Raw genomic sequence first — 13,673 nt, 5'->3', positions numbered from 1 at the left:
GGAATATTAATGATTAAGTATTTGTAGAACTATTGCTTGATAGGGTTGCTCATCAATTGGGTAATGATATATGAACAGCATTGGTAAATTGAGCTTATGAGATTCCATTCTGACGGTCCTTCCATACCTGATAGTCTCCTAGAAAAATGTGATGAAGGCCGTGTCGTTTTTTTGTGCGGCGCTGGGGTTTCATTGCCATCAGGGATGCCAACTTTTATCAAGCTGACTCAGGGCGTCATAGAATTCTTTGATCCGTCAGCCGATTCAGAAATCATGACCGCGTTTCGGCCATGGTTGAACGGTTCATCTGCAGTAAATGTCCCTCTCGACCAAATCTTTAACCTGCTTCACCTTGAATATGGCAAAGACGAAGTTAACGCTCTGGTCACAGAGAGATTGAGTATTCCCCTAGGTGCCAATGATTTGGGATATGAGCACGCTTTGATTAAGCGGATCTCTTCGAGTCATGGGGGCGTGCCGCAGATTGTTACGACGAACTTTGATCGATTGTTTGAGTTAGGGGAGAACGGAGAGCATCTAAAATGGCATGTCCCGCCTGCCTTTCCTTATCTGAACTTTGGAGCGAGTATTGAAGGGATTACGTATTTACACGGGCGACTGGTTGATGTTACTTCTGAAAATCATCCATACGTATTAAGTAGTGCGGACTTCGGGCGTGCCTACCTTTCGGAAGGATGGGCCACCAATTTCATGAGGCAACTTCTCGAACGATATACCGTCGTTTTACTTGGCTATCAGGCAGAAGATCCCCCTGTTAAATATCTTCTTGAGGGTCTTAATCATGATGGCAAGTATGACCGGTCTAGACTCTATGCCTTTGACCGCGGGCTTCCGGAGGAGATCGAAGCCAAGTGGCGTGACCGAGGTGTTACTGCCATCGCTTTTTCTGCTTTCCCTGAACTATGGAAGAGCATGGAGGCTTGGGCAGATCGGGCTGACGATCACCGCAAGTGGCGTGCATCCATAATAGCGAAGAGCCAGCAGGACCCTAAGGATCTGGCCCCTTATGAACGTGGGCAAGTTGCTCACGTCCTTCGCACCGTGCAGGGGGCTAAATTATTCTCGGAGGCTGATCCGGTTCCTCATCCAGAATGGGTGTGCGTAATGGATGCGAATATTCGTTCAGCCTCGTTGAGTAGTGGCTATTGTGCTGATGCAGAAATCTTCGATCCCCAATCCGCATATGGGCTGGATGACGATTTGGGGGGCACTATTGAGGATGGACGTAAGCATGGCATTGGCAATCATAATCTCCTTATCTGGGGTGACAAAGACGATAACCCGAATAGTTTTCATCGGGTTGCTGGGGGCTTCGAAACAATTCCAAAAAGGCTCTGGCATCTTATAACCTGGATTAGTAAGTCTCTTGATAGCCCGGTGTTGGCTTGGTGGGCGATTCAGCAGAGCAGACTTCATCCGCAACTACTGCAAGCGATCGAATGGCAAGTTGCAAATTCGGAGACACTCAGCGAGCGAGCTCGGTACATTTGGAATCTCATTCTTGAACACCATCGAAACCCTCGCAATCGTCAGAGGATAGACGACTGGTCTGCTTTGAAGAAACGCATCAAGGTAGAGGGATGGACCGCTGGCGTTTTACGAGAATTCCGGAGGGTCTCGATTCCGCGATTAGAGATTAATGCACCACTTGGCTTGGAGCAGTCCAGACCACCGTGCTTGCCTTGGGATAAAGTTTTTTTCAACAGTCTAGGGCAGTTTGATGTTGTATTCCTTGAGCGGTATAGGGAAGATTTACATATCCCTGACGATCTGTTACCTCAGATATTGGGCATCCTAGAGGACCAACTAATGGTCGCCTCAGGCTTACTTGGGGATATTGGGACTGTTTACTTCCGTACACCGACCTTATATCCGGGGCGCGAGGTGGACGGAAGAGAATACATTGAGAAAACAGCTAAGGCTCTGCCTTGGTTCGTCCAACTTTTTGATCGACTGGCCGCCACACTGCCAAAGTTGGCGCATGCACACGTAACGACTTGGCCCGTGACAGACCAGTTCTTTTTTCGGAAGCTCAAGCTGTATGCGTTTAGCAACGTTGATGTCTTTGATGCTGACCATGTTGTTGAACAGGTTTTGTCCCTTAATCAGGAGACTTTCTGGGATAGGTATGTAGTTCGAGAGCTTCTTTTCCTACTGGCTGATCGATGGGGGCAATTCTCTGAGGTTGGCCGAAATAAACTGACTGATCGCATTTTGACAGGCCCCGATCAGCGCCCCAACTGGTCTGATGAAGAGTTTCCAAGGTTGCGGGATGAGTTCGCTGCCAGATATGGCCGCTATCTCGAACTACAGGGGTGTGATCTGGCAGTTGATGGTAGTGAATGGCTTGTTGAAATGATAAAGGGCATTTCGGGATGGAACGACGGTTGGGCGACATCGGTGGTGATCAACTGGGGCTCGCGAAGCGGTTGTATCAGTACAGATGAAAACCCTGATGTCATTTTGAGTCTTCCTGTTAACCAAATAGTTTCCAGAGCAACGGAAGAGCACACACCGGTTTTTGGCAGTTTCACAGAGAAGCGGCCTTTTGCTGGATTGGTGAAACGCAAACCGCATAAGGCATTATCAGCTCTGACTGTTGCAGGTAAGGGGGGCAACTACTCAAGCCCATTGTGGTCATCCATGATTAATGACCTTCCATCAGATATATCGCCTAGATTAAGGCGGGTATTTCTGCACAGAATTGCGCGGCTTCCTCAATCGGTTACTGCTGAACTGTGCCATACCTTAGGGCGATGGCTCGAGCAAAACTTGGTTACTGTTCTTGAGTTTGATGATGGCCTTGGCTGGGCTGTCTACGATCACATCATTGATGGCATCTTGAGCTGTGGTGAAGATGCCGCAAAGAGCGCTCTTGGCGAAATCAGACGTACTGGAAATCTCATTCAACGGTCGCGGCGCACCGTTGATTATGCGATCAACGGCCCCATCGGCATGTGCATGAATGCCCTTTTTCATGTAGTACCCAGACAGATGAAGGAGGCAGGGTCAGTGATCCCTGATCACATCAAGTCTCGTGTCGAACGCCTATTTTTGGCACCCGGTGAGGGCTCAGATCATGCTGTATCGATAGCAAGCAGCCAGATGAATTGGCTCATGTCTGTTGATCCCGCTTGGACCAAGGAACGTCTCATTCCAATGTTGGATTTTGAACATCCAGATGCGGAACCAGCATGGAATGGGTTTCTTCATAGCGGTAAATTGACGGAGCCACTGCTGATAGTGGCTATCAAACCGCTCCTGCTTCGTCTATTTTCGTGGGTCGAAGGGTTTTCGTGGGATCGCGATCTCTCGAGGGTGGCTGCAGAATGGCTAGGCAAGATGCGGGTATTTCATCCTAATGAGCCAAGCGGTCTTTCAGGAGGCGAAATGCGCTCGGTCCTTCGAGCGATGTCTGATGACAATCGGAACAGCCTCATTTCATGGTTAGGTCACATTGGGAGGATGAGCGATAACGGTTGGGAACAACACGTGATCCCCTTAATTAATGGGGACTGGCCGAAAGAGCGTCGATCCCTGACTACTGCATCGATGAGTGCGTGGTTTGGCCTCTTGGATGACGCAGGAGATAATTTTCCTGCTGTTTATGAGGCGGTAAAAAAGTTCTTGGCAGCAGTAGATATCTTTGACTTGCCCCTTTATCAGTTGATAGATAAGGGTGATGATCAAAAGCCGATTGCCGTCCTATTCCCTGATACGACGCTTGATTTGTTGAACAGAGTGATACCTCCTGTCCTTCCACGTTTGCCATACGAGTTAAAGGAGGCGCTTGCATATATTGTAGATGTCAAACCTGAGCTGAGTTCAGATTCTCGTTATTTGCGCCTTATCGATTTGGTTGAACGAAGTTAGATGTGTCTTGATTGTTGAAGTTCGTGCTCTCAGCGTCAGCAATACGTATTGCTGGCGCTTGCCAGCCAAATTTAATATTCGTTTTTTTAAAATTCCTACCTTTTTAAAAAGTATCTAAACGAGCATTTATATGCGCTTTCAAGGAAAAATCACCAGTTGGAAGGATGATCAGGGCTTTGGTTTTGTAGTTCAAAACGGTGGCGGGGAGCGGGCTTTTTTGCATATTAAGGCGTTTGAAAATCGCATCCGGCGACCGGCAGAGGGTGATTTGATTACTTATGTGCAGGTGCAGGATAACAAGGGGCGGTTTCGGGCGGAGCAGGTTTGTTTTGTTGGGCAGCGCAGGGTGGCTGCGGCTGAATCTGGCCCCGGCCCTGGCTCTGTGTTTTTGATGCTGGTATTTAGTGGATTAATTACTTCCGCGTGTTTTATGGGGCGTTTGCCGTGGTGGATTGCAGGCGGCTATTTGGCTGTGAGCATTGTTACTTTTATTGCCTACGCACTGGATAAATCTGCCGCCAGGAATGATCGCTGGCGTACAGAGGAGCGTACTTTGCATTTGCTGGCGCTGTTGGGTGGCTGGCCGGGGGCTTTGCTGGCGCAGCGGGTGCTCAGGCATAAATCTAAGAAGACTGCGTTTTTGCTGGTTTTTTGGGCCACGGTGCTGGTGAATTGCGCGGCTTTGGTGTGGGTTTTGCTGCGCTGGCGTTGAGCGGCGGTGCGTAAGAGGAGCGGTTTGTGTGCCTGCCGGTATAGCCGGGTCGCCGACAAAAGCACTCGGGGATTTGGCACTGCCTCTTTTGATAAAAGGGCGAAAGCTGATTCAAAAGCAAATCCCCCTCAATTCCCTTTTTACTAAGGGGGAGGCTAAAGTCAAGATCACTAAAGTGAATGGCAATGGCCTTAATCCCCTTTTACTAAGGGATAGGCGAGAGGCAAAAGCCAGGGTGTTTCAAGCCGTATCTTTAGCGCATGGCAAATGCTTCGTGGTGAAAGCGCGGTGGTTTGCTCATTTGGGCCAGGTGCTGGCTGATGGCTTTGCCCAGGCTTTGCGGGCCGCAGTACCAGATATCGTCGAGTGTTTCTGCCTGGATTTCGGCGATATTCAGGCGCTGGCCGGCGTCGCTTTCTATCAGGTGCAGGCGCAGGTTTTTGGCCAGGCAGGCGGCCTGGATTTCTTCCAGGCGGGCGGCATCTTTGGCGCTTTTTACGCAGTAGTAAAAGTCGATTTGCTGGCCTTTAAAATCCGGGCTTTCCAGCCAGGCTAAAAAGGGCGTTACGCCGATGCCGCCTGCTATCCATGCCTGGCGGGGGCTGTTGGCCCCGCCATCAAAGCAGCCGTAAGGGCCTTCTGTTGTTACTGTGCCGCCCACTTTTAAATCCTGGGCCAGGGTGCGGGTGTAATCGCCCAGCGCTTTAATAATAAAGCGCAGCTCGCCATTTTGGCGCGGGGCCGAGGCGATGGTGTAGGGGTGTGCGCCTTCGTCTGGATTAAAGCTGACCAGGGCAAACTGGCCTGCCTGGTGGCCGGGCCAGTTGCTGTTCATCTGGCAAATTACTTCTAGCTGATTGGCGGGTAGTGGGGTGATCTGGCTGATGTGGCCATTGATCTGGCGGCTTTTGCAGATTTTGCCGAGCAGTGAATACACCGCGCAGATTGATCCGCTTATCAGCAGCGCCGCCATCAGTGCGCCCACAGGCGTCAGCCACATGCTGCGTGGCATAAGAATCAGGCCGTGAAACGCGCCCATTAAAAACAGCGGTGCAAATAGCTTATGCACTTTGCGCCAAAAGCGGTAAGGCACGGCGCGCAGCAGCGCCAAAATCACCATCGCCAGCACGGCCCATGCAGCCCATTCGCCCACATCTTTGGCAAAAGAAACCAGCGGGTCTTTAATGCCGCCACTGCGTTTGATGCGCGGGGCCGCCCATTCCATCGCCATAACCAGCTTGGGGGATAATTTAATCAGCCAGTGCGATGCCAGCAAAATGCCAGCCGCGATGCCCAGCTGCTTATGCAGGCCATACATTTTATCCAGCCCGCGCAGGGGTTTTTCCAGCCAGGCAGGGCGGGTGGCCAGCAGCATGGCGGCAGACATCACCGTCATCAGCTGCACGCCGCTGAGCAGCACTAATTCATGCCGCCAATCCCAATAGCTGGCAGGAATGCCGTTTTGAAAGTAGCTGCACAGGCTGTAGAGCAGGGTACTGATCAGTAAGAGTATCGGTAAGGGTTTCATAGGGCGTATTCGTCTTTGAATGAATGACCATATTGGGCGCTATGAATATGAATTGAAACTTAAGGCGCTTGGGTATTAATGGCGCGCTGGCTGAAGAATGAAATAAGTTTACTGCCATACATGCTGTGCCTTATGTAGAATGCCTCGCACAGTTTTCTATCCGAGCGCTATGAATATTGCCGTATCACACGATTCTCAAAGACATTCGTCCTGGCTGTGGTACGGCTTAGCGGCTTCTATCCTTGTGCATCTTTTATTTTTGCTGCTGCCTGCCGCCGAGCCAAAGGTATTGCCGCATCAAGCGGGCAGCCAGGAAATTCAGCTGCAATTGCAGCCTAAACCTGCTCCGGCCCCAAAGCCCACGCCCGAACCCACGCCTGTTCCTACTCCGCCGCCGGTTATGACGAAAGCGAAGCCTAAAGTAGTGGTGAAAAAAGATTACTCCGTGCCTGCACGCCCGGCCAGCCAGGTTGCTGCCAAAGCTGTGCCAGGTAAGGAAGTGGAGATTGATTTGGGGGACGCGCTCAGTGGCAAGCCGGGTAGTAAGCCTGCTGAGCTGATTACTCGTTACGCAGATTTAAAGCCAAGAGAAGAAGATCAGCAGGAAAATGGCGCAACCCGCGCGCAGCAAAGTGTGGATACCCAGGCGTTGTTTAATATCTGGGAGCCGCAAATTCGCAAGAAGGTAGAGCGCATCGGGCAAATGAACTTCCCTAAAGATGAATACGGGCGCTCAATGTTCGGCACTTTGCAGTTCAGGCTGGTGCTCAATGGTGATGGCAATATTGCATCGCTGACTTTAGAGCAATCATCGGGTAACCCTGCTCTGGATGCAGCGGCCCTGCAAATCGTAAGACGCTCCGCCACCTTCGGCCCCGTGCCTGTGCCACTTCTGGATAAGCGCGGCCAGATTATGCTGCTGCGCTACTATCAGTTTATTAATGAAAGGGCGGTGTGGGGAAGGTCTTGAGTGGGGGCTTGATGCCAACTAAATTCAAAAAGATCTTTTTAGGTAATCACGTTTTTCGTTGTTTGCTAATGCAAAATTAATTTGCTTCGCCTATGGGGTAAGCATCCGCGCTAGGAGTGGCGCTGTGCCTGTATGCAATGGTCACATTCTGAAATGTACAGACGAAAAAAAACAGGCTGATCGCCTGTTGATTTTGGTTTCTGGTGGGGGGGGAAGGATTCGAACCTTCGAAGGCTTAGCCGCCGGATTTACAGTCCGGACCCGTTGACCGCTGGGGTAACCCCCCCACAGAGGCCCGAATAATACGGCCCCTCTGGCCGTGTGTCAACACCCTTACTATAAATTAGTCATTTTTTATTCATAAATCAGTCAGAAATAGCGGGCCTGCGTGGTTTCGATGCGTTTGCATTGCTTGTTGGCCTCTTACCGCGCAATGAACACGAAAGTACTGCAGGCTGCTAGACTGCCGCTGTCTGGTTTTCTACCCTAAAAATATCATGATGAAAAAAGCTTTAGGTGGTCTTGTTTATTCCACCGAACACGGCACGATGTGCCCGGGCTGCAGCCAGCCAAAAGACGCCTGCATATGCAAAAAACAGCCACGCCCGGCCGGTGATGGCGTGGTGCGCGTTTCCAGGGAAACCAAGGGCCGCAAGGGTAAAGGTGTAACGCTGATCAAAGGCGTGCCGCTGGATGATGATGAGCTGGCCGTGCTGGCCAAGCAGCTGCGTACCCGCTGCGGATCAGGTGGCACAGTGAAAGACGGTGTGATCGAGGTGCAAGGGGACCATTGCGATGTGGTGCTGGAATTCTTAAAGCCTAAGGGCTGGGTGGTGAAGCGGGCGGGGGGCTAGGGGTCATGTTGTTCGCTTGAGGTGTTGGTTTTGCTTCCCTTACGCTTTTACTATGAAGCGGCATAGCCACTAAGCAAAAAGACCTTTTTAGTGCCTGCGGCACATGAGTTTTGGAGCGGTAGCCACCGCGGGGGCCTTCCTTTCTTGAACGGCCAAGAAACGAAGCCAAAGAAGGCCGCCCCGACCAGCACGAAATCCCCTCACTGCGGACAATCGAGGCGGCGGCTGCGCGACTCGCTTCGCTCAAACAGGATCAAAGAAATCCCGCCCCGCTTGTTCCTCGCTACGGCGTGTTTCAAGGGGGCTATAAAGCCCTATGCCAAGATCGTGGTTATTACATTATTTCGTTGTTTGTTGATGCAAAAGCAAATATGGAGTTTCAACCGCGCTACGAATGCCTGTACAAGTCTCGCACAAGTCGGGCGGGATCACTGAGTTGACTTAATTTGAAGCCTGATTTTCTCCGTGAAACTCCGTGTTCTCTGTGCCCTCCGTGGTTCAAGGTTTGGGTTTTACCGTTTTTTTTATTCCGCCAATAAAGCCGCTTGCAAGTATTCAATAAAGCGGCCGACTTTGGGGGGGATAAAGCGGCTGCGGGGCGCGATGGCCCAGATGCCGTCTGTGAGGGCAAAGGGTTCGAGTACGCTGATCAGCTGGCCACTTTGCAAATAGGCATCAACGTAATAATCCGGCAATTGCACCAGCCCTAGGCCTTTTAGCGCCGCCTGCACCAGGCTGCTGCCGCTATTACAGCGCAAACGCCCGCTGACCGATATTTCGCGGTGCTGCGTGCCTTCCTTAAATCGCCACATATTTACCGCGCCAATCAAGCACTGGTGCTGCTTTAACTCGGCCAATGTATGCGGCGTGCCGTATTGATCTAAATACTGCGGTGAGGCGCAAACATGGTGAATACGGCTGCCTAGCTGCGTCACCATCAGGGACGATTCATCCATCGGCCCCAGCCGGATCGCCAGGTCGATATGATCGGCCACCAGATCGGCCTTGCGGTTATCCAGCAGTAATTCCGCATTGAGCTGGGGAAAGTCGATCAGGTATTGGTGCAGGATGGGGGCCACCACGGTTTCGCCGTAATAAACCGGCGCGGTGATGCGTAATTTACCAACCGGCTTATCTTGCGTTTGCAGCAGCGCCAGCTCGGCCTCGTGCAGGCCATCGAGCAGCGGGCGGCAGTATTGATAATAGAGCTGGCCTTGCTCGGTAAGGCTGACTTTGCGTGTGGTGCGGTGCAATAAGCGCGCGGCAAGGCGCTGCTCCAGCGCGCTGACCTGGCGGCTAACCTGCGCTACCGACATCTCCAGCTTTTGCGCTGCCAGCGTAAAGCTTTGTGTTTCAGCAACGCTGATAAATTCAACAATTCCTTGCCATTGCATTGTTTTTTCTCATTTAACTAAAGTCTAAAAACTCTTTTTAGTGCCTGCGGCACATTGATTTAGGTGCGGGCGTCCCGCTGGACCTTCCTTTCTTGCGCGGCCAAGAAACGAAGCCAAGCCACAACACCAATAACACGAAGGCCCCTGCACTGCGGATAATCGGCTCGGCGAAAAAGGCTGCTCGGGAGCAAGCCCGCTACCCCTTTTCCGAAACCCCGAGCCACTTATTCCTCGCTTCGGCGTGCTTCAAGGGGGGGATTTAAGCCCCATGTCACGAGTCGCGATAAAAAGTTAGTTCGCTGGGTTTGAAAACATTTAAAACCTATTTAAATATCGTAATTCAAAACCTATTTTTCTCCGTGAAACTCCGTGTTCTCTGTGTCCTCCGTGGTTCAAGATTTGGGTTTTTTCCGTTTGATGGGGTTCTCCCGCGTATTAATTATTACACACCAGTAACAATATCTTTCTTATTAGGCTAATTATCTTTAATTAGGTAACGCTTAAAATGGCTGCAATTAAACACAAGGATTCGCCATGAAGATGCTTAAAACACGCGCAGCCGTAGCCTGGGGCCCTAATCAGCCTTTAGTGATTGAAGAGCTTGATCTAATGCCGCCGCAAAAGGGCGAGGTGTTAGTGCGTATTGTGGCCAGCGGGGTTTGCCATACCGATGCTTACACTTTATCGGGCAAGGATTCGGAAGGGGTTTTCCCTGTGGTGCTGGGGCATGAGGGCGCAGGCGTGGTAGAGGCGATTGGCGAGGGTGTGACCAGCGTTGCGATTGGCGATCATGTGATTCCGCTTTACACCCCGGAATGCGGCGAATGCAAATTCTGTACCTCGGGTAAAACCAATCTATGCCAGAAAATCCGCGCCACACAGGGTAAGGGTTTAATGCCCGATGGCACCACGCGTTTTTATAAAGACGGCCAGCCGATTTATCACTATATGGGCACGTCTACATTCTCTGAATACACCGTGCTGCCAGAAATCTCGCTGGCAAAAATCAATAAAGAAGCGCCTTTAGAAGAAGTCTGCCTGCTGGGCTGTGGTGTAACGACTGGCATGGGCGCGGTAATGAATACCGCCAAGGTAAAAGCCGGCGACACCGTGGCGATTTTTGGCCTGGGCGGTATTGGTCTGTCGGCGGTGATTGGCGCACGTATGGCTGGGGCCAGCCGGATTATTGGTATCGATATCAATACCAGCAAGTTTGGGCTCGCCAAGCAGCTAGGTGCAACCGATGTGATCAATCCTAAAGACTTTGAAAAGCCAATTCAGGATGTGATCGTCGAAATGACCGATGGCGGGGTAGATTTCTCCTTTGAATGCATCGGCAATGTGAATGTGATGCGCTCCGCCTTGGAATGCTGCCATAAGGGCTGGGGCGAATCGGTGATTATTGGCGTGGCAGAAGCAGGTGCCGAAATTGCGACCCGGCCATTTCAGCTGGTTACTGGCCGCGTATGGCGCGGTTCGGCCTTTGGCGGTGTGCGTGGCCGCAGCGAGCTGCCTGGGTTTGTGGATCGCTATATGAAAGGCGAGTTTGCTCTGTCTGATTTCATCACCCACACCATGCCTTTGGAAGACATCAATATTGCGTTTGATTTAATGCATGAAGGCAAATCAATCCGCTCGGTGATCCATTTTTAATTTTTAGCCATGGCTGAGGAAACCCAAGGCTTGAAACACGGAGGTCCCAGAGAACACGGAGTTTCACGGAGAAAATCGAAAGCTAGGTTTTCAGGTTTAGCTGTAAGTTGCGTAAGTAGTGGCATGGCAAGGTTTATGGGTTTTCTCCGTGTATCTCCGCGTCCTCCTTATCTCTGTGTTTTAAGGTTTGGGTTTTCATTTAATTGAAAGGATGGTTATGTCTCTGGAACTGATCAGCAGTAACCGCAGCTTTGGTGGCTGGCATAAGCGCTATAAGCATCAGGCCAGTAGCACTTCGTGCGAGATGAGCTTTGCGGTGTATTTGCCGCCGCAAACGGCGCAGGGGGGCAAGGTGCCGGTGCTTTACTGGCTTTCTGGCCTCACCTGCAATGATGAAAACTTTGCCACCAAAGCAGGTGCTCAGCGCGTGGCCGCAGAGCTGGGCATGGCGCTGGTGATGCCCGATACCAGCCCGCGGGGCAGTGAAGTTGCTGATGCGGGGCGCTATGATATGGGGCAGGGGGCAGGCTTTTATGTGAATGCCACCGAGGCACCCTGGCGGCAGCATTACCAGATGTACGATTACATCGTCAGCGAATTGCCCGCATTAATTGAGGCGCATTTCCCAGTAACTAACCGCAAGTCCATCAGCGGGCATTCGATGGGTGGGCATGGCGCTTTGATGATTGCTTTGAAAAACCCGCAAGCCTATCGATCCGCCTCTGCTTTTGCGCCGATTGTGAACCCCGCCCAGGTGCCTTGGGGCGAAACGGTGTTTAGCGAATACCTTGGCGATGACAGAAGCAAATGGCTGGCTTATGACAGCTGCCACTTAATGCAGCACGCCACACAGATGCTGCCGCTGCTGATTGATCAAGGCGATCAGGATAGTTTTATGCCACAGCAATTGCAGCCGGAGGCTTTAGAGAAAATTGCTCTGGCCAAACAGTGGCCGTTTACCTTAAATATCCAGCCCGGCTACGACCACAGCTATTACTTTATCGCCAGCTTTATTGAAGCGCATTTGCGTTTTCATGCGGATCATTTGGGGGCGTGATTCATTTTTAGCGCCTTCGGCACGTTGGTTTAGGTGCGGGAGTCCCCCGCGAGGGACTCACTTTCTTGAACGGCCAAGAAAGTAAGCAAAGAAGGCCGCCCCGAACAGCACGAAGGCCCCTCACTGCGGACAATCGAGTCGGCGGCTGCGGGACTCACTCGCTTCGCTCGCTCAAACATCCTCGCCGAAACCCCGCCCCGCTTGTTCCTCGCTTCGGCGTGATTCAGGGGAGATTTAAGCCCCGTGCAACTAGCCGTGATTGAGGCCCAGATTAGTCAATTTGATAATGCCTAAAATCCAAAGAAAATAGCTTAATTCATCTCCTGATTTTCTCCGTGAAACTCCATGTTCTCTGTGGTCCAGGATTTTGGTTTTGCAACCTCAAAACGCAATAAAAAACGCGGGCCTCACTCACCCTTTAAGATCAATCATCTTATCGGGCGGGTGAAACCCGCGTTTTATCTTGCGTATCTGGCGGCAGAACTTTCCTGCCGTAGATTAATTACTTCTGCGCGCGATCGTAGCTTTCCATGATCTCTGCGTGGGCTGCGGCTTTGTCGCCCCAACCAGTAATCTTCACCCATTTGCCTTTTTCTAGGTCTTTATAGTGCTCGAAGTAGTGTTTAACTTGGGCTAAGAGCAGTTCTGGCAGGTCTTCCAGCTTTTGGATGTGGGCATACATGGCACAAACTTTTTCTACCGGTACGGCAATGACTTTTGCGTCCATACCTGCTTCGTCTTCCATGCCCAATACGCCGATTGCGCGGCATTTGATGACCATACCTGGCAGCAATGGAAATGGAGTGTGAACCAGCACATCCACAGGATCGCCATCCATGGACAGTGTGTGCGGCACAAAGCCGTAGTTCATTGGGTAGGACATCGATGTGCCAACAAAACGATCGACGATAATCGCGCCCGATGCTTTGTCGAATTCGTATTTGATTGGGGGTGCGTTAGCAGGGATTTCGATAATGACATTGAAATCGTTTGGTAAATCTTTGCCTGCGGCAATTTTGCTGATGTCCATTGGATGATTCCATAGTTTCAATTGAGAACGGCGGCAATTATAAGGCTTGCAGCGGGTGCATGCACCTTTGCTTGCAGGTATTTTGCGTGCCTTATCCTGGGCAAAAGTTTTCCTGATTATGTCTCTTGCTCAATCTCCTTGCTCAAACCACTTAAAAGGCCTAAGGTGAACGAACGTTCTTTTGTGGAGTGGTCGTCATGGCAATCAACCCAATCCAGATGCAAAAGGGGCTGTCGCTGACTGATTTTTTGCAGCAGTACAGCACGCAAGCTCAATGTGAAGCTGCATTGTTCCAAGCACGTTGGCCACAAGGGTTTCGCTGCCCCGTGTGCCAACATGCTGTAGCCACTGAGTTCTTGCGTAGCAAAACTCGTTTATGGTGCTGCCGTGCTTGCAAACATCAAACTACGCTGACTGCGGGCACCATGATGCATCAAAGTCAATTGCCTCTCAATAAATGGTTTTTGGCGATTTACTTGGTGACTCAATCCAAGACCAATATTGCTGCCTTGGCATTGCGGCGACAACTGGGAATTAGCTGGAAAGCCGCGTGGTTGCTCAAACATAAGCTGATGGATGCA

Annotated in this window: 10 protein-coding genes and 1 tRNA gene; 7 read left to right on the top strand and 4 right to left on the bottom strand. The window is 51.2% G+C overall.

Annotated elements, in window-relative coordinates; genetic code table 11:
* The first annotated feature begins 204 nt into the window (after positions 1-204).
* Positions 205-3,894 carry an SIR2 family protein gene (locus CSQ88_RS09445; RefSeq protein WP_218963051.1) on the top strand — a complete coding sequence of 1,230 codons (3,690 nt, stop codon included), beginning with the start codon at positions 205-207 and terminating at the stop codon, positions 3,892-3,894.
* Positions 3,895-4,024: 130 nt separating this feature from the next.
* Positions 4,025-4,606, top strand: a complete 582-nt coding sequence (locus CSQ88_RS09440) for a DUF1294 domain-containing protein (RefSeq protein WP_099397863.1) — start codon at positions 4,025-4,027, stop codon at positions 4,604-4,606.
* A gap of 253 nt (positions 4,607-4,859) precedes the next feature.
* Here CSQ88_RS09440 and CSQ88_RS09435 read toward each other — a convergent pair whose 3' ends face one another.
* Positions 4,860-6,134, bottom strand: coding sequence for a ferric reductase-like transmembrane domain-containing protein (locus tag CSQ88_RS09435; RefSeq protein ID WP_099397862.1), 1,275 nt, complete (start codon positions 6,132-6,134; stop codon positions 4,860-4,862).
* 169 nt (positions 6,135-6,303) lie between these two features.
* Between CSQ88_RS09435 and CSQ88_RS09430 the strand changes: the two genes are divergently transcribed.
* On the top strand, positions 6,304-7,104 hold the full coding sequence (locus CSQ88_RS09430; RefSeq protein WP_180273611.1) for an energy transducer TonB: 801 nt from the start codon (positions 6,304-6,306) through the stop codon (positions 7,102-7,104).
* A 201-nt stretch (positions 7,105-7,305) separates the two neighbouring features.
* Here the strand turns inward: CSQ88_RS09430 and CSQ88_RS09425 are convergent.
* A tRNA-Tyr gene (locus CSQ88_RS09425) sits at positions 7,306-7,391 on the bottom strand.
* Between the two features lie 210 nt (positions 7,392-7,601).
* Between CSQ88_RS09425 and CSQ88_RS09420 the strand changes: the two genes are divergently transcribed.
* Positions 7,602-7,958: a translation initiation factor Sui1 gene (locus CSQ88_RS09420; RefSeq protein ID WP_099397860.1), complete on the top strand. Its 357-nt coding sequence runs from the start codon at positions 7,602-7,604 to the stop codon at positions 7,956-7,958.
* A gap of 524 nt (positions 7,959-8,482) precedes the next feature.
* Here CSQ88_RS09420 and CSQ88_RS09415 read toward each other — a convergent pair.
* A complete protein-coding gene (locus CSQ88_RS09415; protein WP_099397859.1) occupies positions 8,483-9,352 on the bottom strand; it encodes a LysR family transcriptional regulator in 870 nt (289 codons plus the stop codon).
* A 540-nt stretch (positions 9,353-9,892) separates the two neighbouring features.
* Between CSQ88_RS09415 and CSQ88_RS09410 the strand changes: the two genes are divergently transcribed.
* Both CSQ88_RS09410 and fghA read left to right on the top strand, forming a co-directional pair.
* Positions 9,893-11,005, top strand: a complete 1,113-nt coding sequence (locus CSQ88_RS09410; RefSeq protein ID WP_218963056.1) for an S-(hydroxymethyl)glutathione dehydrogenase/class III alcohol dehydrogenase — start codon at positions 9,893-9,895, stop codon at positions 11,003-11,005.
* A 223-nt stretch (positions 11,006-11,228) separates the two neighbouring features.
* Positions 11,229-12,062 (top strand): S-formylglutathione hydrolase, encoded by an 834-nt coding sequence (fghA, locus tag CSQ88_RS09405; RefSeq protein ID WP_180273615.1) that lies wholly within the window; start codon positions 11,229-11,231, stop codon positions 12,060-12,062.
* A gap of 502 nt (positions 12,063-12,564) precedes the next feature.
* Here fghA and ppa read toward each other — a convergent pair.
* A complete protein-coding gene (gene ppa / locus CSQ88_RS09400; protein ID WP_099397856.1) occupies positions 12,565-13,092 on the bottom strand; it encodes an inorganic diphosphatase in 528 nt (175 codons plus the stop codon).
* A gap of 197 nt (positions 13,093-13,289) precedes the next feature.
* Here ppa and CSQ88_RS23650 point away from each other — a divergent pair.
* A partial coding sequence (locus tag CSQ88_RS23650) for a transposase (RefSeq protein WP_143449455.1) occupies positions 13,290-13,673 on the top strand: 384 nt, incomplete at its 3' end.

The organism is Iodobacter sp. BJB302 (assembly GCF_002735645.1).
Taxonomy (GTDB): Bacteria; Pseudomonadota; Gammaproteobacteria; order Burkholderiales; family Chitinibacteraceae; genus Iodobacter.
This window is presented reverse-complemented; position numbering and strand designations above follow the sequence as displayed.

Coding starts and splice junctions, on each gene's coding strand:
- CSQ88_RS09445 (WP_218963051.1), top strand. CDS start 205: ATGCCAACTTTTATCAAGCTGACTCAGGGCGTCATAGAATTCTTTGAT.
- CSQ88_RS09415 (WP_099397859.1), bottom strand. CDS start 9,352: ATGCAATGGCAAGGAATTGTTGAATTTATCAGCGTTGCTGAAACACAA.
- CSQ88_RS09430 (WP_180273611.1), top strand. CDS start 6,304: ATGAATATTGCCGTATCACACGATTCTCAAAGACATTCGTCCTGGCTG.
- ppa (WP_099397856.1), bottom strand. CDS start 13,092: ATGGACATCAGCAAAATTGCCGCAGGCAAAGATTTACCAAACGATTTC.
- CSQ88_RS09420 (WP_099397860.1), top strand. CDS start 7,602: ATGATGAAAAAAGCTTTAGGTGGTCTTGTTTATTCCACCGAACACGGC.
- CSQ88_RS09440 (WP_099397863.1), top strand. CDS start 4,025: ATGCGCTTTCAAGGAAAAATCACCAGTTGGAAGGATGATCAGGGCTTT.
- CSQ88_RS09435 (WP_099397862.1), bottom strand. CDS start 6,134: ATGAAACCCTTACCGATACTCTTACTGATCAGTACCCTGCTCTACAGC.
- CSQ88_RS09410 (WP_218963056.1), top strand. CDS start 9,893: ATGCTTAAAACACGCGCAGCCGTAGCCTGGGGCCCTAATCAGCCTTTA.